The 18531-nt window shown below is 73.5% G+C and carries 16 protein-coding genes; 6 read left to right on the forward strand and 10 right to left on the reverse strand.

Annotated elements, in window-relative coordinates:
* Window positions 1-110 precede the first annotated feature (110 nt).
* The gene (locus tag ACFYO5_RS13770) at window positions 111-755 is read left to right on the forward strand and encodes a TetR/AcrR family transcriptional regulator C-terminal ligand-binding domain-containing protein (protein ID WP_388708135.1); all 645 of its coding nucleotides are present in this window, start codon (window positions 111-113) and stop codon (window positions 753-755) included.
* Window positions 756-1135: 380 nt separating this feature from the next.
* Here ACFYO5_RS13770 and ACFYO5_RS13775 read toward each other — a convergent pair whose 3' ends face one another.
* Window positions 1136-2110, reverse strand: coding sequence for a DUF2510 domain-containing protein (locus ACFYO5_RS13775; protein WP_388708137.1), 975 nt, complete (start codon window positions 2108-2110; stop codon window positions 1136-1138).
* Window positions 2111-2397: 287 nt separating this feature from the next.
* Here ACFYO5_RS13775 and ACFYO5_RS13780 point away from each other — a divergent pair, with 287 nt between their 5' ends.
* Window positions 2398-5112, forward strand: coding sequence for an ATP-binding protein (locus tag ACFYO5_RS13780; RefSeq protein WP_388708139.1), 2715 nt, complete (start codon window positions 2398-2400; stop codon window positions 5110-5112).
* 84 nt (window positions 5113-5196) lie between these two features.
* Here the strand turns inward: ACFYO5_RS13780 and pcaD are convergent, their stop codons facing one another.
* The 7 genes from pcaD to ACFYO5_RS13815 are packed head-to-tail and all read right to left on the reverse strand — an operon-like array spanning window position 5197 to window position 11677.
* Window positions 5197-6324: a 3-oxoadipate enol-lactonase gene (gene pcaD, locus ACFYO5_RS13785; protein ID WP_388708142.1), complete on the reverse strand. Its 1128-nt coding sequence runs from the start codon at window positions 6322-6324 to the stop codon at window positions 5197-5199.
* Complete coding sequence (pcaB, locus tag ACFYO5_RS13790) at window positions 6321-7649, reverse strand: 3-carboxy-cis,cis-muconate cycloisomerase (RefSeq protein WP_388708145.1); 1329 nt, start codon at window positions 7647-7649, stop codon at window positions 6321-6323. Before pcaB ends, pcaD begins: the two co-directional genes overlap by 4 nt.
* Window positions 7646-8251 carry a protocatechuate 3,4-dioxygenase subunit alpha gene (gene pcaG / locus ACFYO5_RS13795; RefSeq protein ID WP_388708147.1) on the reverse strand — a complete coding sequence of 202 codons (606 nt, stop codon included), beginning with the start codon at window positions 8249-8251 and terminating at the stop codon, window positions 7646-7648. Before pcaG ends, pcaB begins: the two co-directional genes overlap by 4 nt.
* A gap of 6 nt (window positions 8252-8257) precedes the next feature.
* Window positions 8258-9031, reverse strand: a complete 774-nt coding sequence (pcaH, locus tag ACFYO5_RS13800; RefSeq protein WP_356569596.1) for a protocatechuate 3,4-dioxygenase subunit beta — start codon at window positions 9029-9031, stop codon at window positions 8258-8260.
* A 14-nt stretch (window positions 9032-9045) separates the two neighbouring features.
* Window positions 9046-10251: a thiolase family protein gene (locus tag ACFYO5_RS13805; RefSeq protein ID WP_388708150.1), complete on the reverse strand. Its 1206-nt coding sequence runs from the start codon at window positions 10249-10251 to the stop codon at window positions 9046-9048.
* A complete protein-coding gene (locus ACFYO5_RS13810) occupies window positions 10248-10895 on the reverse strand; it encodes a CoA transferase subunit B (protein ID WP_388708152.1) in 648 nt (215 codons plus the stop codon). The genes ACFYO5_RS13805 and ACFYO5_RS13810 overlap by 4 nt, the downstream gene beginning before the upstream one ends.
* Window positions 10895-11677, reverse strand: coding sequence for a CoA transferase subunit A (locus tag ACFYO5_RS13815; protein WP_388708154.1), 783 nt, complete (start codon window positions 11675-11677; stop codon window positions 10895-10897). The genes ACFYO5_RS13810 and ACFYO5_RS13815 overlap by 1 nt, the downstream gene beginning before the upstream one ends.
* A gap of 209 nt (window positions 11678-11886) precedes the next feature.
* Between ACFYO5_RS13815 and ACFYO5_RS13820 the strand changes: the two genes are divergently transcribed.
* A complete protein-coding gene (locus ACFYO5_RS13820) occupies window positions 11887-12360 on the forward strand; it encodes a MarR family winged helix-turn-helix transcriptional regulator (protein WP_388708157.1) in 474 nt (157 codons plus the stop codon).
* 37 nt (window positions 12361-12397) lie between these two features.
* Here the strand turns inward: ACFYO5_RS13820 and ACFYO5_RS13825 are convergent, their stop codons facing one another.
* Window positions 12398-13504, reverse strand: coding sequence for a DUF3048 domain-containing protein (locus tag ACFYO5_RS13825; RefSeq protein ID WP_388708159.1), 1107 nt, complete (start codon window positions 13502-13504; stop codon window positions 12398-12400).
* A 236-nt stretch (window positions 13505-13740) separates the two neighbouring features.
* Here ACFYO5_RS13825 and ACFYO5_RS13830 point away from each other — a divergent pair, with 236 nt between their 5' ends.
* Entirely contained in the window at window positions 13741-14931 is a 1191-nt protein-coding gene (locus ACFYO5_RS13830) for a zinc-dependent alcohol dehydrogenase (RefSeq protein WP_388708162.1), read from the forward strand.
* A gap of 127 nt (window positions 14932-15058) precedes the next feature.
* Here the strand turns inward: ACFYO5_RS13830 and ACFYO5_RS13835 are convergent, their stop codons facing one another.
* Entirely contained in the window at window positions 15059-16144 is a 1086-nt protein-coding gene (locus tag ACFYO5_RS13835) for an ATP-dependent DNA ligase (protein WP_388708165.1), read from the reverse strand.
* 74 nt (window positions 16145-16218) lie between these two features.
* Between ACFYO5_RS13835 and ligD the strand changes: the two genes are divergently transcribed.
* Both ligD and ACFYO5_RS13845 read left to right on the forward strand, forming a co-directional pair.
* Window positions 16219-17253: a non-homologous end-joining DNA ligase gene (gene ligD / locus ACFYO5_RS13840; protein ID WP_356569580.1), complete on the forward strand. Its 1035-nt coding sequence runs from the start codon at window positions 16219-16221 to the stop codon at window positions 17251-17253.
* Window positions 17254-17386: 133 nt separating this feature from the next.
* Window positions 17387-18439, forward strand: coding sequence for a LacI family DNA-binding transcriptional regulator (locus ACFYO5_RS13845; protein ID WP_388708169.1), 1053 nt, complete (start codon window positions 17387-17389; stop codon window positions 18437-18439).
* Window positions 18440-18531 lie beyond the last annotated feature (92 nt).

Below are 18531 nucleotides of genomic sequence, written 5' to 3' on the forward strand. Positions count from 1 at the left end.
GTGTACCGATACGTTCGGGTACCGGTACACTGGCGTATCGATTGACATACGACACACTGGGATCGGGCCCGTGCGAAGGGCCCGCCGGACAGCAGTGAGGAGAAGGGCCGATGACGTCGCAGGCCGCGGACGGACCGGAGTCGGTCGCCGCCTCGCGCCGCTCCAAGCTCACGCCCGAGCGCGAGCAGGAGTTCTTCGACGCCGTCCTGGAGCAGATCCGCGAGTGCGGGTACGAGGCCGTCACGATGGAGGGCGTCGCCACCAGCACCCGGTGCAGCAAGTCGACGCTGTACCGGCAGTGGAAGACCAAGCCGCAGTTCGTGGTGGCCGCTCTGCGGTCCCGCCGCCGATCGCGACTCGACGGGATCGACACCGGATCACTCGCCGACGACCTGCGCGAGGCCGCGCGGGGAGCCGCTCGGTGGTCCATGACCGACACCAAGCTGCTCCAGGCCCTGGGGCACGCCGTCACCCAGGACGCGGAGCTGTCGTGCGCGTTGCGTGAGGCGATCGTCGAACCCGAGATCGCCGCTTTGCGGGAGATCCTGCGCCGGGGCGTCGAGCGCGGCGAGGTCGCGGCCGGCCACCCGGCGCTGGAGTACGTCCCGGCCCAGATGTTCGGCGTCGTCCGGGCCCGTCCGGTGGTGGACGGGGAGTACGCCGACGAGGACTACCTGCTGCGCTTCGTGGAGGCCGCCGTGCTGCCGGCACTCGGCCTCGGACCGGAAAGACCCAGGCCGCCGTCCGCGGGATGACCGGACGGTGACCTGCTCGCGCCGCACCGTGGGGACGGGGGCGGCGCGCACCCCCGGCCGGGTGGGGTTCCCCTTGAGCGGAGGGGAGCCCCACCCGGCCGCCTGTGTTCCGGCGCCACGGGGCTCGCACGGGGCCGACTCGGACCGGCTGCGAGCGGTCCGAACCGCGGGTCCGCGGGGCTGATGCGGACCGGCCGGACGGGCGGAGACCGGCCGACGCCGAATCCGACCTGGCCGCTACCGCCCACGCGCCCTGGCCGTTACCGCGCACGGCCTTCGCCGCTGCCGCTCACGCGCCCTGCCCGGCTCCGCTCACACGCCCTGGCCGTTACCGCGCACGGCCTTCGCCGCCGCCGCTCACGCGCCCTGCCCGGCCCCGCTCACACGCCCTGGCCGCTGCCGCCCCCCGTCGCCACCTTGATGCCCTTGGTCATCTCGTCGATGACGGACACCTTCTGGTCGGCGTCGACGCCGAAGCGCAGGACCACCATCCGCTTGCTGTCCGCGGGCGCGGGGAAGGCCAGGGACTCGACGTAGCCGTCGGCGCCCTTGCTCGTGACCGCCTTCCAGCGCACCAGGTAGCCCTTCTGCCCGGCCACCGTCACCGCCTTCGAGGCGAGCACCTGGTGGGAGGTGATCTCGCCGTACGTGGTGCCGCCGTAGGACTCCTCGGCGTTGGCCTCGATGTCCGCCTTGGCGACCGCCTCCGCGGTGGCGCCGGGCACCTGGGCCGGAGCCGAGTACACGCCGCCCTTGGTGCAGGTCTTCGACGTGTCGCCGGGGCACGGGTAGGAGGACTCGGACGTGATCTGTGCGCCCACGCTCAGCTCCTGCCCGCTCCAGCCGTCGGGGATCGGGATGCTGATGCCGTTGAGCGCGTCGGTCACCGCGCCGCTCTCGATCTTCGGCGCCTCCGACCCCTTGGGGGACGGCGAGGCGCCGCCCGAACCGCCCGAACCGCCCGAGTCGCCGAAGGGGTCCTGGCCGCCGGAACCACCCGGACCGCCCCGGCCGCCGGGCCCCTGCGCCGTACCGGTCGTGTCCGAACCGCCGCCGTCCCTGGTCAGCGCGTACACGCCGACCCCGATGCTGGCCAGGACCGCCACGGCCACCGCGACGGCCGTTCCGGTGCGCAGCCCACGCCGCGAGCCGGTGGGCGGCGCGGAAGGAAACGCCGGATATGCCGGGAACGCGCCGACCGTCGGGGCCTGCGCCGGAGCACCCCACGCGGCGGCCGAGCCCGCGGGACGGGTCCGGTCCGTCCATGCCCCGCCGTCCCACCAGCGTTCGGTGGGCGGGGCGTCACTTGTCTGCCCGGGGTCGGGATACCACCCGGGGGGAGTCACCTGCGTCATGCCCCCACCGTATGAGGCATCGGTGAAAGTCGTATGAGAGGGATGGCCCCTTGTTCGGGGAACCGTCGTGGCACCCCGTGCCCCGCTGGCGGGAAACCGACGTCAATTCGTCGTCGGTCCCCTCTCGTTGACGTCCGGGGGCTTCCTCCGCAGGCCCGCGGGGCCGCGCGGGCCACCGCCCGTCACCCGCCGGGGCAACAGCTGGGCGGACCACCCTCCGCGCGGACCTCCGGACGGCTACGCTCGAGGTCTGGTACGTCGTTCGGGCGACTTGGGGAGGTAGCGGGATGACGGAGGTACGGCCGGCGGCGGCCGCCTCGGCCTCCCTGTGGGAGCGCGACGAGGAAGTGGCCGCCATCGAGCGGGTGGTGGACAGGCTCTGCGCCGACGGGTCCACGTCGGGCCAGGTGCATCTGCTGCGCGGCGACGCGGGGATAGGCAAGACGGCACTGCTGGCCGAGACACGGCGTATCGCCGAGGCCCGTGGCTGCACGGTGTGGTCGGCCCGCGGCGGCGAGACCCTCAGGTCCGTCCCCTTCAACGTGGTACGGCAGTTGCTCCAGCCCGCGCTGCTGTCGCTGCACCCGGAGGAGGCCCGCGAGTACCTCGGTGACTGGTACGACATCGCCGGCCCCGCCCTCGGTATCGCCGAACCGGGTGAGAGCAATGCCGACCCCCAGGGCGTGTGCGACGGCCTCGTCGCCGCCGTGACCCGGCTGGCCAGGCGGGACTGGCCGCTCGTCCTGCTGGTGGACGACGCCCACTGGGCCGACCAGGAGACCCTGCGCTGGCTCGCCGCCTTCGTGGAGCGTCTCGACGACCTGTCCGTGCTGGTCGTCGTGGCCCGCAGGACCACCGAGGTCAAGGGCGACAGCGCCCAGCACCTCGACACGATCGCCGCCGCGGCCGGACAGTCCGTCACCAGCCTCAGCGCCCTGACCCCGGAGGCGGTCGCCGGCCTCACCCGCGCCACCCTCGGCGCGCACGCCGACGACCCGTTCTGCCGCGAGGTCTGGGCCGTCACCGGCGGAAACCCCTACGACACCGTCGAACTCCTCGCCAAGGTCCAGGACCGGGCGCTGGCCCCCGGCGAGTCCTCCGCCACCGAACTGCGCCCGCTGAACCGCTCGGCACGCGGCGGCGGCCTCGTCACCCGCCTCGAACAACTGGGCGTCGACGCCACCCGGTTCGCCATGGCGGCCGCGATCCTCGGCGCCGAGATCACCGTCGACCAGGCGGCCCGGCTCGCCGGCATGCGTCACGAGGTCGCGGTGCGCTGCGCCGAACTGCTGCGCACCGCCCGCATCCTCACCGCACCCGACGCGGCGACCGTCCCCGCCGACGACGTCGCCCTGGAGTTCGTCCACCCGCTGATCGCCACCGCCGTCTACGACTCCATCCCCGAGGGCCTGCGCAAGGCGATGCACGGCATCGCCGCCGAGGTCGTCATCGACACCGGCAAGGGTCTCGCGGCCGCCTCCCGGCATCTGCTCCAGGTCCACGCCGACGACGACGAGGAACTCGTCGAGCAACTGCGCGAGGCCGCCCGCGAACACCTCGCCGTCGGCGCCCCGGACGCGGCCCGCCGCTGCCTGGAACGCGCCCTCAGGGAGCCGCCCGCGCCCGACGTGCACCCGCACGTCCTCTACGAACTGGGCTGCGCCACCCTCCTGACCTCACCCGCCCGGACCATCGAGCACCTGCGGACCGCCCTGGCCATGCCCGGCCTCGACAACGCCGAGCGGGTCGACGCCGTCTACTGCCTCTCCCAGGCCCTCACGCACAACGACCAGCTGGAGGAGGCCGTCCGCACCGTGGAGGCGGAGGCCGCCCGGCAGACCACCGGGCCGGCCCGGATGCGGCTCCAGGCCGTGCAGTTCATGTGGGAGGGCATCCACGCGGGCGAGACCACCTCGCCCGGCCGCTCCGAGAAGCTCAGCAGGCTCGCCGCCACCTGCACCGGCCGGGACAACGCCGAGCGCGCCCTGCTCATCCTGCGCGGCTTCGACGCCATGACCCACGGCGAGAACGCGGAAGTCGTCGTCGAACTGTGCGACCGCGCCCTGGTCAACGGCCGCCTCGCGCCCGGCCTCGGCTGGACCGACCCCGAGTGGGGCCTGGAACTGCTGATGATGCTGGCCAGCTCGTACGCCTACACCGACCGCCTCGACCGGGCCGAGGCCCTCTTCAACGAAGCCCTGCGCGCCTACGTCACCGCCGGCTGGAGCGGCGGCCACCTCGCCCTGGCCCATGCCTACCTCGGACTCGGCCTGCGCCGCCGGGGCCGGCTGAGGGAGGCCGAGGAGTCCCTGCGGGAGTCACTGCGCATCGCCGAACGCGTCGGCCGCGGCCTGCCGCTGTACTGGTCGGCCGTCTGCAACCTCGTCGACACGCTGCTCGCCCGCGGTCATGTCCAGGAGGCCTGGGACATCGCCGAGCAGTACGGCTTCGCCCCGCCCTACCCGTCCACGATCGTGCTGCCCGACCCCCGCTCGGTGCGCGGCCGGCTGCTGCTGGCGGTCGGCCGCACCCAGGACGGCATCAACGAACTGGAGGAGGCCGAGAAGGCGGCGGCCGTCCGCGGCCACCTCAACCCGGTGATGGTTCCCTGGGCCGCCGATCTGGCCAGGGCCCTGGCCACCGAGGACCCGGCCCGGGCCGCCCGGCTGGCCTCCGACGCCCGACGCCAGGCCGAACGCTTCGGCACGGACACCGCCATCGGCGAGGCCCTGCGCTGCGCCGCCGCCCTGGAGACCGGCCAGCGCGCGGTCCGTCTCGCCGCCCAGGCGGTCACCTACCTGGAGGCCTCGCCCTGCCAGTACGAACACGCCGCGGCCCGCGTGGAGTACGGCATCGCCTCCCGCTCGGCCTCCGAACTCCACCGCGGCCTCACCCTGGCCCGCACCTGTCACGCCGACGGCCTCGTCGCCCAGGCACAGACCGCCCTGGACACCCTGGGCGCCCCGGCGGTCGGCCTGGTACCCGGACAGAAACACCGGTAGAGGCGCCCGTGCGGCCCCGAGGCGACCGGCCACGCCGGTGACCGGGGGCCAGGACCCCGGTGCGGGTGGTGGGCCCCGGTGACGTCACTCGGTGGTCTCCTCCTCCGCCAGCACCCGCTGGGCCGTCGCGAAGGCCGAGTTCGCCGCCGGTACGCCGCAGTAGACGGCCGTCTGGAGCAGGACCGCGCCGATCTCCTCCGGGGTGAGTCCGTTGTGCCGGGCCGCCCGGACGTGCATGGCCAGCTCGTCGTAGTGGCCGTGGGCGACCAGCGCGGTGAGGGTGATCATGCTGCGCTCGCGACGGCTGAGCGTCGGGTCGGTCCAGATCTCGCCCCAGGCGTAGCGGGAGATGAAGTCCTGGAAGCGGGCGGTGAACGGCGTCTGCCGGGCCTGCGCCCGCTCCACGTGCGCGTCGCCCAGCACCTCCCGCCGTACCCGCATGCCCGGCCCGGCGGTTCCGCTGCCGAAGTGGGCACGCAGCGCGGTCAGCACGGCTCGCGGACACTGCGCGGGGGCCAGGTGCGAGGCGCCCGGGATCTCCACGAGCGTGGCGCCCGGCACCGCGTCCGCGATCTCCCGCAGATGCGCCGGCGGCGTCGCCGGGTCCTCCCGGCCGGCGACCAGCAGCGTGGGTACGGCGATCTCCGCGAGCCTCTCGCGCAGGTCGAACGCGGCCAGCGCGTCGCAGCAGGCCGCGTAGCCCGCCGGGTCGGCGCGGCGGTGGTCGGCGACCAGGCGCGGCACGGTGAACCCGCCGCTGAACCAGCGCGCGTTCGCGCCGTCGGCGAGCGAGGCGAGTCCCTCGCGCCGTACCAGCGCGGCCCGTTCCCGCCACGGCCCGGCGCCGCCGAAGTGGGCGGACGAACAGACCACCGCCAGCGACGACACCCGCTCGGGACGGTGCAGTGCCAGATGGAGTCCGACCGCCCCGCCCAGGGAGACGCCCGCGTAGGCGAACCGGGCCAGGCCGAGGGAGTCGGCGAGCGCCAGCACCAGATCGGCGAGGTCGGCGACGGTGGCGCCGGGACCGATGAGGTCGGCGGCCGAGCCGCCGTGTCCGGGCAGGTCCCAGCGGATCACCCGGTGCGTGCTGGACAGTTCGGGCGCGACCTCGTCCCACAGGGCGTAGGAGGTGCCGAGGGAGGGCCCGAGGAGCAGCGGGGGAGCGGAGGCCGAACCCTCGGCACGGTGGTTGAGCAGCTTCTCGGTCAACGTCGCTCCAGCGCACGGTCGGTGAGGGCTCCGGCGGAGCCGGTGTAGTGGGCGGGGTCGAGGAGGTCGTCCAGGTCGACGCCCTTCAACGCCGGTTCCGAGGCGAGCAGTTCGCCCAGCGGGCGGCCCTCGGCGAAGGTGCGGGGAGCCAGCCGGGTCAGCAGCTCCTTGGCGCGGGCCCGGCCGAGCACCGCCGACAGTTCGGCGGAGAGCCGCTCGGAGACGATCAGCCCGTGGGTGAGCCCGAGGTTCCCGCGCATGACGTCCGCCCGCACCCGCAGGTCCTCGGTCAGTTCCGCCGCGTCCCGGGCGGCCCCGCCGACCAGCCGCAGCAGATCCCGCAGCGGCTCCCACTCGGCGTGCCAGGCCCCGGCCGGCCGCTCGTCCCGCGCGACCAGCGTGCCGTACAGCGTCGCCGCGAGCTGCGGGGCCCGCAGGGCGGCGGCCGTGATCAGCGTGGACCGCACCGGATTCGCCTTGTGCGGCATCGCCGAGGAGCCACCGCCACCGCCCTCCGCGACCTCGCCGACCTCGGTGCGGGAGAGGGTGAGCACGTCGGCCGCCGTCTTTCCCAGCGCCCCCGCCGCGAAGGCCAGGCATCCGGCCAGGTCGGCGATCGGAGTGCGCAGGGTGTGCCAGGGCAGCAGCGGCGCGCGCAGCCCCAGTTCACGCGCGTACGCGGCGGGCAGCGCGGTCGGGTCCTCGGCGCCGTACGCCGTGAAGGCCGCCAGCGTCCCGGCCGCACCGCCGAGTTGGGCGGGCAGCGAGTCCCGTACGCCCGAGATCCGGTCCCGCGCGTCCAGGACCAGCGACCGCCACCCGGCGGCCTTCAGTCCGAACGTCGTCGGTACGGCGTGCTGGGTGAGGGTCCGGCCCGGCATGGGCGTGTCGCGGTGCTCGGCGGCCAGCCGCGCCAAGGCCCGCTGCGCACGGTCGAGGTCGGCGAGGACCGGCTCCAGTGTCCGCACCGCGACCAGCATCGTCGCCGTGTCCATGATGTCCTGGCTGGTCGCGCCCCGGTGGACGTAGGGCCCGTGCTCCGCGCCGACCGCTTCGGTGAGGTCCGCGACCAGCGGGATCACCGGGTTCCCGCCGCGCCTCGCGCGCTCGGCGAGCGACCGTAGGTCGAAGGTGCCCGCGGTGGCCTCGGTCACGGCCGCCGCGGCCGCTTCGGGGGCCAGTCCGAGCGCGGCCTGGGCACGGGTCAGCGCGGCCTCCGCGTCGAGCAGCGCCCGCAGGTAGGCGGTGTCGCTCGTCGCGGAGGCGGCAGGGGAGCCGGTCCACCCGGGGGCGAGCAGACCGGCGTGCGACTGATCAGCTGTCACTGGAACTCCAGGAAGACCGTCTCGCCGTCGCCCTGAAGGCGGATGTCGAAACGGTAGGCGCCCCCGCCGTCGTCCGCCGCGATCAGCGTGCCGCGGCGCGCCGGGTCGAGGCCGGCCAGCAGCGGGTCCGTGGCGTGCGCGGCGGTGTCCCGCGGGAGGTAGATCCGGGTGAAGAGATGGACGAGCAGGCCCCGCGCGAACACGCACACACTCAGGTAGGGGGCGCTACGGCCGCGCGCGCCGGGTCGCAGGGTGCGCGCGTACCAGTGGCCGTTGGCGTCGGTCTGGATGCGGCCCCAGCCGGTGAACTCCACGCCGTTGCGTCCCAGATAGCCGCCGGTCGCGGGGTCCCGCCGGATCGAGCCGTCGACGGCCGGGACCCGGCCGTCCGGGTCGGGGCCCCACAGCTCGACGAAGGCGTCCGGCAGCGGCCTGCCCTCACCGTCGTACACGTGGCCCTGGACGGTGATCGTGTCGGGGTGGCCGACGGGCGCGATGTCGCCGCCGCCGGGGAAGGGCAGCGCGTAGCCGTAGAAGGGGCCGACCGTGTGCGACGGGGTGGGCAGCACGCTCTCCGGGCTGCTGGTGTCGATCTTCGTCATGGCGGGTCAGCGTCCTTCTTCGATCCAGGTGGCGTTCGGGCCGTCCAGCACGATGTCCCAGTGGTAGCCGAGCGAGAACTCCGGCACGGACAGACTGTGGTCGTAGGTGGCGACCAGTCGCTGCCGGGCCGCGTCGTCCGTCACCGACTGCAGGATCGGGTCGTGGGCGAACAGCGGGTCGTTCGGGAAGTACATCTGGGTCACCAGCCGCTGGGTGAACGCCGAACCGAACAGCGAGAAGTGGATGTGCGCGGGCCGCCAGGCGTTGACGTGGTTGCGCCACGGATACGGCCCCGGCTGGACGGTGGTGAAGCGGTAGAAGCCGTCGTCGTCGCTGAGCGTGCGGCCCACGCCGGTGAAGTTCGGGTCCAGCGGCGCGTCGTGCTGCTCGCGCTGGTGGGCGTACCGGCCCGCCGAGTTGGCCTGCCAGATCTCCACCAGCTGGCCGCGGACCGGCCGTCCGGAGCGGTCGAGGAGCCGGCCGGAGACGGTGATGCGCTCGCCGATCGGCTCACCGCGGTGATGCCGGGTCAGGTCGTTGTCGATCTCGGTGATGTCCCGCTCCCCGAAGGCGGGCGAGGCCAGCTCCACCAGCTCCGGGTCCTTGCCGACGTCGATCCGGACCGGCGGCTGCCGCGGATGGCGCAGGGTGGAGGAGCGGTAGGGCGCGTAGTCGCGGCGCGGATGGTGCTCGACGGGCGCGCCGTCCGCGACCCGCTTCCGGTAGGCGGCGCGCTCCGCCGCGATCTCCTGGTCGATGTCGGCTTGCGTGAGAGTCATGAGGGGTCCCGGGGTCACTGACGTTCGAGGACGAGGGCGAGGCCTTGGCCCACGCCGATGCAGAGGGTGGCGACACCGATGCCCGAGCCGCGGCGGGCGAGCTGGTGGGCGACGGTGCCGGCGAGGCGGGCGCCGGAGGCGCCCAGTGGGTGGCCGAGGGCGATGGCGCCGCCCTGCGGGTTGAGGATCGCCGGGTCGAACTCGGGCCACTCGGCCACGCAGCCCAGCACCTGGGCGGCGAAGGCCTCGTTCAGTTCGAGCACGGACAGGTCGTCGAAGCCCTTTCCCGCCTTGGCGAGGGCCCGGTTGACCGCCTCGACGGGAGCGAGTCCGAAGTACTGCGGGTCGAGGGCCGACACACCGGTGGCGCTCACCCGGGCGAGGGGTTCACGGCCGACGGCCCGGAGACCCTCCTCGTCGACGAGGAGCAGGGCCGCGGCGCCGTCGTTCAGCGGCGACGCGTTCCCGGCGGTGACGGTGCCGCCCTCCGTCCGGAACGACGGCCTGAGCTTGGCCATCGCCTCCAGGGAGGCGTCCGGCCGTACCGACTCGTCGGCCGCGAGGACCAGCGGGTCGCCCTTGCGGCGGGGGATCGTGACGGAGACCAGTTCGGGGTCGAACAGGCCCTGCTCCCGGGCTCGCGCCGCCTTGCGGTGGCTGTCCAGCGCGAACTCGTCCTGCCGCACGCGGCTGATCCCGTGCTTGTCGGCGATCAGCTCCGCGCTCTCGCCGAGCGGGACGGTCCACCGCGGTTCCATCCGCGGGTTGACCATCCGCCAGCCCAGCGTGGTCGAGTACAGCTCCGCGTGGCCCGCCGGGAACGGCCCGTCGCTCTTGGGCAGGACGTACGGCGCGCGGGTCATCGACTCGACCCCGCCGGCCACCGCGATCGAGGCGTCCCCGACGGCGATCGCGCGGGCGGCCTGGATCACCGCCTCCAGGCCGGAGGCGCACAGCCGGTTGACGGTCACGCCCGGCACGGAGGTCGGCAGGCCCGCGAGCAGCGCGGCCATCCGGCCCACGTTGCGGTTGTCCTCGCCGGCGCCGTTGGCGTTGCCGAAGTACACGTCCTCGATCCGGGACGGGTCCAGCGCGGGGGTACGCGCCAGGAGTTCGCGGATCGCGTGGGCGGCGAGGTCGTCCGGGCGCAACGAGGCCAGGCCGCCGTTGTAGCGGCCGACCGGGGTGCGGACCGCGTCGACGATGTACACGCTTCTCACGGCTGGATCCCCTCCGGGACGCCGACCTCGGCGTCGGTCTTCGCGACGATCTCGGCCACGCCCACGCCGGGCGCGGTCTCGACGAGCACCAGGCCGTCCTCGGTGACGTCGAGGACGCCGAGGTCGGTGATGATCCGGTTCACGCAGGCCCTGCCGGTCAGGGGCAGCGCGCACTCGGCGAGGATCTTCGGGCTGCCGTCCTTCGCGGTGTGCGCCATCACGACGATGACGGTACGGGCGCCGTGGACCAGGTCCATCGCCCCGCCGATGCCGGTGATCATCTTGCCGGGGATCGCCCAGTTGGCGAGGTCGCCCCTCTCGGACACCTGCATGGCGCCGAGCACGGCGACATCGATGTGGCCGCCGCGGATCATGCCGAAGGAGAGCGCCGAGTCGAAGAAGGAGGCGCCCGGCAGGACCGTGACAGTCTCCTTGCCGGCGTTGATCAGATCGGGATCGACCTGGTCCTCGGTGGGGTAGGGGCCGGTGCCCAGAATGCCGTTCTCGCTCTCCAGGACCACCTCGACGTCGGCGGGGAGGTGGTTGGGGATCAGGGTCGGCAGGCCGATGCCGAGATTGACGTACTGCCCGTCCCTCAGCTCGCGCGCGGCGCGGGCCGCCATCTGCTCGCGTGTCCAGGCCATCAGCCGTTCACCCGTTCCTTCGGCGCGGGCGCCGAGACGGTCCGCTTCTCGATCTTCTTGTCGGCGGCCTGCCCGGCCGTCAGGGCCACCACCCGCTGCACGAACACGCCCGGCAGGTGCACGGCGTCCGGGTCGATCCCGCCGGGCTCGACCAGCTCCTCGACCTCGGCGATCGTGATCCGCCCCGCCATCGCCGCGAGCGGGTTGAAGTTGCGGGCGGACCGGTGGAAGACGAGGTTGCCGTGCCGGTCCCCCTTCGCCGCCCTGACCAGCGCGTAGTCGGTGCGGATGGCGTGCTCCAGCACGTACTCGGTGCCGTCGAACTCGCGCACCTCCTTCGGCGGCGAGGCGAGCGCCACCCCGCCCCGGCCGTCGTAGCGCCACGGCAGTCCGCCCTCGGCGACCTGGGTGCCCACCCCGGCCGGGGTGTAGAAGGCGGGAATGCCGGCCCCGCCGGCCCGCAGGCGCTCGGCGAGCGTGCCCTGGGGGATCATCTCGACCTCCAGCTCCCCGGACAGGTACTGGCGTGCGAACTCCTTGTTCGCCCCGATGTAGGAACCGGTCACCCGGGCGATCCGCCCGGCGGCCAGCAGGACGGCGAGCCCCGACTCCATCGCCCCGCAGTTGTTGGAGACCACCGACACCCCGGTGACGCCCCGCTCGTACAGGGCCTGGATGAGGACGCCCGGTACGCCGCTCAGCCCGAAACCGCCCACTGCCAGCGACGCGCCGTCCGGCACGTCGGCCACCGCCTCCTCGGCCGTGGCGACCACCTTGTCCATGCGTGCAGCCCCATCTCTCTCCGTGCGCCCCCGCCTCAATTAATCAGGGCACTGACTATTTTGTCGAGGTGTCCTCACGCTGCCACCGACGAGCCAGGTCGTCAAGACCCGGGAGAAGGCCGAGGTCGCTCACGGTCGAACGAAGGCAGACAGCGGCCTTCCGTCCAGGTATCGTTCCGTGCACATACGATCCGACTTCGGGAGCACGCATGGCTGCGGTGGACCTCGACACCCATCCCGGGCACCTCGCCCGGCGGCTCCAGCAGGCGCACTACCTGCTGTGGAACGCGATGGTCTCCGAGGAGATCACCTCGCCGCAGTTCGCCGTCCTGAACGCCCTGGTCGCCGAGCCGGGTCTCGACCAGCGCACCGTGGGGGAGCGGGTGGGGCTGGACCGCTCCACCGTCGCCGAGGTGATCAGCCGGCTGATCCGGCGCGAACTCCTCGACAAGGTCCGCGATCCGCAGGACGGCCGCCGGTTCCTGCTGCGCCTGACCGACGACGGCGTACGCGCCCACCGCAGGCTCGCCGTGCGTACGGCCCGGATGAGCCAGGTCTTCCTCGCCCCGCTGTCCGCCGCGGAGCAGACGGTCTTCTTCGATCTGATCCGGCGGGTGGCGGACGCGGCGGAGGAACTGCGCAACCCGGCGGAACCCCTGGCCGACCGGGGCGCGCGTACCTAGGCTCCCTGCTCCGAGGTCCCGAACGAGGATCGCTGCGTCACGACGCCTGCGCGAGGACCACCCACACCTGGCCCTCGGCGAAGGCGACCGGCTCGCCGTCCCGCGTCGTGAACGCAGTGCCGTCCGCCGCCCGCGGACGCTGCCACCGCACGTCGTGGGAGCGCCCGTCGCGCAGCACCACGGCCGTCCCCGAACCGACCGTCTCCGTGTACGGCGTGTGGTTGCCGAGCGAGTCGTGGTACCGGGACGTGCGCACGTTCACGTACTGCACGACCACCGTCGCCGGCGCGAGCCGCCGTCCGTCGGCGGTCACCGTCGGCGTGCCGTCCGTCGTGACCTCCCAGCGCCGCCGCTCCCCGGACCAGGTGAAGGCGAAGCGGGCCGAGGGATAGCGCACGGTGCGGGAGGCGACGGGGGTGCCCCCCTGCGGTGCGGGGCCGTGGCGGAAGCCCGTGGTCAGCGCGGCCTCACCGGGCGCGGCCGGCAGCACCCGGCCGGGGCGCAGGTAGAGGTTGTGCGGGGACGCCTTGTCGGTGCCGCGGTAGTAGGCCCCTTCCGTGCCCTCCGGGGTGACGGCCTCCAGCGGCTCCTTGTCGATCAGCGGCAGCAGCCTGCCCTGCGCGCCGGAGAAGGCCAGCGCCGGCCGGTCGAACTGGCGCAACAGCTCCAGGTCGGACTCGCGGGCGCTGCGCACCGGCCCGACGGTCTTCGGCAACCGCGTCGCGTACACCGCCATCAGCCGGCTCAGGCCGCCCTCGACCTGCTCCACGTAGACGATGTCCGCGGCTTCCAGGCCGGTCTGCGGCCGGGCCGCGGGGGCGTTGTCGATCTTCACGACCAGGACCTGGCCGTGAGGGGCCGCGCTCGTGCCCGTGCTGCTCGGCGGCCGGTCGGTGCCGCGACCGTCGTCGGCCGGGCCTGAGCCGCTCGTGCAGCCCGCCGCGAGGGACAGCGCGAGCGCCGCGGCCAGCACCGCCCCGGTCGCCGGGCCGCGCCCGGGGTGGGTGCCCCGTCGCCCCGGCCACCGTCGCCCCGGCCACCGTCGGCCCGGCCGTCTTCGCTCCGGCCACGGTCGCTCCAGGGGCGGCAGCCGCCTGCCGTGGATCGGGCCGGTCGTGCCGGCCACCGTCGCCATGTCCACCATCGCCACCCCGTTCCGTACCCCGATTGTGCGCTTGTCCGCTTGCGGCCGGCCATACCCGATCGATCCTGATCGTTCGCGGAGACTGGGCCGATCGGCCCCACCCGCTCGTGCCGGGGTAGCCCGGCGGGAGCGGGCGTGCGCGATTCGGAACCGGGACCCCCGGGTACCCGGCCCGCACCCCGGGACCCGGCAACGGCAACGGCGGGCCCCGAACTCGGTGGAGGGAGCACGTCACGATGAAGGCAGTGACCTGGCAGGGAAAGCGGGACGTACGGGTGGAGACCGTGCCCGACCCGAAGATCCAGGAACCGACGGACGCCGTCATCCGCGTGACATCCACCGGACTGTGCGGCTCCGACCTGCACCTCTACGAGGTGCTCACCCCGTTCATGACACCGGGCGACATCCTCGGCCACGAACCCATGGGCATCGTCGAGGAGGTCGGCGCCGGCGTCCCCGACCTCAGCGTCGGCGACCGGGTCGTCGTGCCCTTCCAGATCGCCTGCGGCAACTGCTGGATGTGCCTGGACTCCCTCCCCACCCAGTGCGAGACCACCCAGGTCACCGCCGAGGGCATGGGCGCCGCCCTGTTCGGCTACACCCGCCTGTACGGCGCGGTGCCCGGCGGCCAGGCCGAGTACCTGCGCGTCCCGCAGGCCCAGTACGGCCCCATCAAGGTGCCGCAGGGTCCGCCCGACGACCGCTTCGTCTACCTCTCCGACGTCCTGCCCACCGCCTGGCAGGCGGTCGAGTACGCCGACATCCCCCAGGGCGGCAGCGTCGCCGTGCTCGGCCTCGGCCCCATCGGCGACATGGCCTGCCGGGTGGCCCGGCTCCGCGGCGCCGGGCGGGTGTTCGGCGTCGATCTGGTCGGCGACCGGCTGCGCCGGGCCCAGGCCAGGGGCGTCGAGACGTACGACCTCAGGAACTTCGACAGCGAGAAGGAACTGGTCGACGCGATCCGCGACCAGACCGACGGCCGCGGCCCGGACGCCGTCATCGACGCCGTTGGCACCGAGGCGCACGGCAGCGCCGCCGCCCGCATGATCCAGAACGCGTCCGCCCTGCTGCCGCGCAAGCTCAGCGGCCCCCTCGCCGAACGCTTCAGCGTCGACCGGCTCGCCGCCCTGCACACCGCCATCGAACTCGTGCGCCGCGGCGGCACGCTCTCCCTCGTCGGCGTCTACGGCGGCATGGCCGACCCGCTGCCGATGCTCACCATGTTCGACAAGCAGCTCCAGATCCGGATGGGCCAGGCCAACGTGCGCCGCTGGAGCGACGACATCATGCCCTACCTCACCGACGAGGACCCGCTCGGCGTCGACGACTTCGCCACCCACCGCGTCCCGCTGTCCGAGGCCCCGAAGGCGTACGAGGTGTTCCAGCAGAAGCGGGACGGAGCAGTGAAGATCCTCATGACCCCGTGAGGATCTTCATGACGCCGTGGCCGGACGCCCTGAACCCGGAAGGTGGCGCCGGGCAGGGTGAATGAGGGTCGGGGCGCGGGGCAGGGTGAACCCCGATGGTGAACCTCGATCGGGGCGCGGGGCAGGGTCAGGAGGGCGCCGTCCGCGGCGGCGCCCCGAGGATCTCCGCGAGGTCGTAGCGCACCGGCTCCTCCAGCTGCCCGTACGTGCAGCTCTCCGGGGTCCGGTCCGGGCGCCAGCGCCGGAATCGGGCCGTGTGCCGGAAACGCGCCCCGTTCTCCATGTGGTCGTACGCCACCTCGGCCACCCGCTCCGGCCTGAGCGGCACCCAGGACAGGTCCTTCTTGCCCGACCAGCGGCTCGGCGCCCCCGGCAGCCGGGCACCCTCATGCGCCGCCTCCTCCGCCCACGCCGCCCAGGGATGCCCCCGTACGTCGTCCAGGCGCAGCGGCTCCAGCTCCTCGACCAGCTCCGCGCGGCGCCGCATCGTGAACGCGGCCGACACGCCGACATGCTGGAGGGCACCCCGGTCGTCGTACAGACCCAGCAGCAGCGAGCCGACCACCGGCCCGCTCTTGTGCAACCGGTACCCGGCCACCACCACGTCCGCGGTCCGCTCGTGCTTGACCTTGTACATGGCCCGCTCGTCCGGGCGGTACGCCAGCGTCAGCGGCTTGGCGATCACCCCGTCCAGGCCGGCCCCCTCGAACTCCTCGAACCAGCGCCGCGCCACGTCGATGTCCGTCGTCGCGGGCGCCAGATGCACGGGCGGCGTCACCTGGTCCAACGCCCGCTCCAGCAGCGCCCGCCGGTCGGTCAGCGCCACGTCCAGCAGCGCCTCGTCGGCCAGCGCCAGCAGGTCGAAGGCGACGAAGGAGGACGGCGTCCGCTCGGCGAGCGTGCGCACCCGCGAGTCCGCCGGGTGGATCCGCTCGGTCAGCGCGTCGAAGTCCAGCCGGCCGTCACGGGCGATCACGATCTCCCCGTCCAGCACGCACCGCTCGGGCAACCGCTCCCGCAACGCCGCCACCAGCTCGGGGAAGTACCTGGTCAACGGTTTGCCGGTACGGCTGCCCAGCTCGACCTCGGCGCCGTCGCGGAACACGATCGCCCGGAAACCGTCCCACTTCGCCTCGTACTGCATCCCCGGCGGAATCGCCGCCACCGACTTGGCGAGCATGGGCTTCACGGGCGGCATGACGGGCAGATCCATGGTCCGATTCTGTGCGGAAACCGCCCGAACCGCCCGGTGTGCGAGCTGTGCGAGGTACGCCTACCGTGGCTCGCATGGGCGATGCGGTGGAACTCGAGGTGGCCGGCCGGACCGTGCGGCTGTCCAGCCCGGACAAGATCTTCTTCCCGGAGCGCGGCTTCACCAAGCTGGACCTCGCCCGCTACTACCAGGCCGTCGCCCCCGGCATCCTGCGCGCCCTGCGCGACCGCCCCACCACCCTGGAGCGCTACCCGGACGGGGTGACCGGCGAATCGTTCTTCCAGAAGCGGGCGCCGAAGAACATGCCCGACTGGATCCCGCGCGCCCACATCACCTTCCCCAGCGGCCGCAGCGCGGACGAGATGTGCCCCACAGAACCGGCCGCGGTGCTGTGGGCCGCCCAGTACGGCACACTCACCTTCCACCCCTGGCCGGTGCGGCGCGGCGACGTCGACCGCCCCGACGAACTCCGCGTCGACCTCGACCCGCAGCCCGGCACCGACTACGACGACGCCGTCCACGCCGCCCATGAACTGCGTGCCGTACTCGAGGAGTTCGGAGGCCTGCGCGGTTGGCCCAAGACCTCCGGCGGACGCGGCCTGCACGTCTTCGTGCCGATCGAGCCGCGCTGGACGTTCACCCAGGTCCGCCGCGCCGCCATCGCCGCCGGCCGCGAGCTGGAACGCCGGATGCCGGACCGGGTCACCACCAAGTGGTGGAAGGAGGAGCGGGGCGAGCGGATCTTCGTCGACTACAACCAGACCGCCCGCGACCGCACCATCGCCTCCGCCTACTCCGTACGCCCCCGCCCGCACGCCCCCGTCTCGGCACCCCTGACCTGGGAGGAGGTCGGCGTGGCCCACCCCCGTGACTTCGACATCGTGAGCATGCAGGTCCGTTACGCCGAACTCGGCGACGTGCACGCGGAGATGGACGAGCACGCGTACTCGCTCGACGCCCTCCTGGAGCTGGCCCGCCGCGACGAACACGACCACGGACTCGGTGATCTGCCGTACCCGCCCGAGTATCCGAAGATGCCGGGCGAACCCAGGCGGGTGCAGCCGAGCCGGGCCCGCAAGAACGGGCCGGACGTGCCGACGACCCCCTGACGCACGGCGCCGCACAAGGTCCGGTCCCGGACCACAGCGACGCCCCACCCACGTCGAGGGCGTTCGAGAGCGCTCTCACCTCCTCTCCCGCGCGGCTATCCTGAGCCGCACCGCACCGAGGAGGAGCCCCGAAGTGAGCGACACAGTGCCGCGTCCCACACTGGAGGCAGTGGCCGCACGGGCGGGCGTCTCGCGGGCGACCGTCTCACGGGTCGTCAACGGTGGGGACGGGGTCCGTGAGCCGCTCGTCGAGCGGGTCCGGCAGGCTGTGGAGGAGCTGGGGTACGTCCCCAACCAGGCCGCCCGCAGCCTGGTGACGAAGCGGCACGACGCCGTCGCCGTCGTCATCGCCGAACCGGAGGCACGGGTCTTCGCCGACCCCTTCTTCGCCCTCCAGCTCCGCGGCATCAGCAAGGAGCTGACCGCTCACGACAACCAGCTCGTGCTGCTGCTCACCGAGGGCCGCGACGATCACGGCCGGGTCGCCCGCTATCTCGCCGGCGGCCATGTCGACGGCGCCCTCGTCTTCTCCCTCCACGTCGACGACCCCCTCCCGGGACTGATCCAGGGCGCCGGGGTCCCGACGGTCTTCGGCGGCCGCCCCGGCTGGGGCGACGGCACGCGCGACGTCGTCTACGTGGACAGCGACAACCGCGGCGGCGCCCGTACCGCCGTACGCCATCTCGTCGGACTCGGCCGCACCCGCGTCGCGCACATCACCGGACCGCTCGACCAGACCTCCGCGGCGGACCGGCTCCAGGGCTGGCGGGACGTGATGGGGGACGCCGACCCGCGGCTCGTGGTGGAGAGCGACTTCACGCCCGGCGGGGGCGAGCGTGCCATGCGGGACCTTCTCGACCGCTGCCCGGACGTCGACGCCGTCTTCGCCGCCAACGACCTGACCGCCTCCGGCGTCCTGCGCGTGCTGCGCGAACGCGGGCTGCGGGTGCCCGAGGACGTCGCCGTGGTCGGCTTCGACGACATGGTGCCGGTCGCCGAACAGAGCGACCCGCCCCTGACCACGGTCCGTCAGGACATCGAGGAGATGGGCCGCATCATGACCCGCCTCCTGCTGGGCAGCATCAACCGCGGCAACGCCGGCGAGACTGCCCCGGACCCCGCGGAACCGGCCGTTCCGGGCGGTCTGGTCCTGCCGACCACCCTGGTGCACCGCGCCTCGGCGTAGCGGCCAGCGGCACAGCGTCCACCGGCGGGAACCGCACCCTGCCGTGTGTGCGTGCCGGACCGTCCAGGGCAGAGGCCCACCGGCAGTCGCTG

The organism is Streptomyces sp. NPDC006259, from assembly GCF_042870975.1.
Classification (GTDB): domain Bacteria; phylum Actinomycetota; class Actinomycetes; order Streptomycetales; family Streptomycetaceae; genus Streptomyces.

What these genes read in the sequence shown, in the direction of transcription:
- ACFYO5_RS13770 (WP_388708135.1), top strand. Translation starts at nt 111, where the DNA reads ATGACGTCGCAGGCCGCGGACGGACCGGAGTCGGTCGCCGCCTCGCGC.
- ACFYO5_RS13775 (WP_388708137.1), bottom strand. Translation starts at nt 2,110, where the DNA reads ATGACGCAGGTGACTCCCCCCGGGTGGTATCCCGACCCCGGGCAGACA.
- ACFYO5_RS13780 (WP_388708139.1), top strand. Translation starts at nt 2,398, where the DNA reads ATGACGGAGGTACGGCCGGCGGCGGCCGCCTCGGCCTCCCTGTGGGAG.
- pcaG (WP_388708147.1), bottom strand. Translation starts at nt 8,251, where the DNA reads ATGACGAAGATCGACACCAGCAGCCCGGAGAGCGTGCTGCCCACCCCG.
- pcaH (WP_356569596.1), bottom strand. Translation starts at nt 9,031, where the DNA reads ATGACTCTCACGCAAGCCGACATCGACCAGGAGATCGCGGCGGAGCGC.
- ACFYO5_RS13810 (WP_388708152.1), bottom strand. Translation starts at nt 10,895, where the DNA reads ATGGCCTGGACACGCGAGCAGATGGCGGCCCGCGCCGCGCGCGAGCTG.
- ACFYO5_RS13815 (WP_388708154.1), bottom strand. Translation starts at nt 11,677, where the DNA reads ATGGACAAGGTGGTCGCCACGGCCGAGGAGGCGGTGGCCGACGTGCCG.
- ACFYO5_RS13820 (WP_388708157.1), top strand. Translation starts at nt 11,887, where the DNA reads ATGGCTGCGGTGGACCTCGACACCCATCCCGGGCACCTCGCCCGGCGG.
- ACFYO5_RS13825 (WP_388708159.1), bottom strand. Translation starts at nt 13,504, where the DNA reads ATGGTGGACATGGCGACGGTGGCCGGCACGACCGGCCCGATCCACGGC.
- ACFYO5_RS13830 (WP_388708162.1), top strand. Translation starts at nt 13,741, where the DNA reads ATGAAGGCAGTGACCTGGCAGGGAAAGCGGGACGTACGGGTGGAGACC.
- ACFYO5_RS13835 (WP_388708165.1), bottom strand. Translation starts at nt 16,144, where the DNA reads ATGGATCTGCCCGTCATGCCGCCCGTGAAGCCCATGCTCGCCAAGTCG.
- ligD (WP_356569580.1), top strand. Translation starts at nt 16,219, where the DNA reads ATGGGCGATGCGGTGGAACTCGAGGTGGCCGGCCGGACCGTGCGGCTG.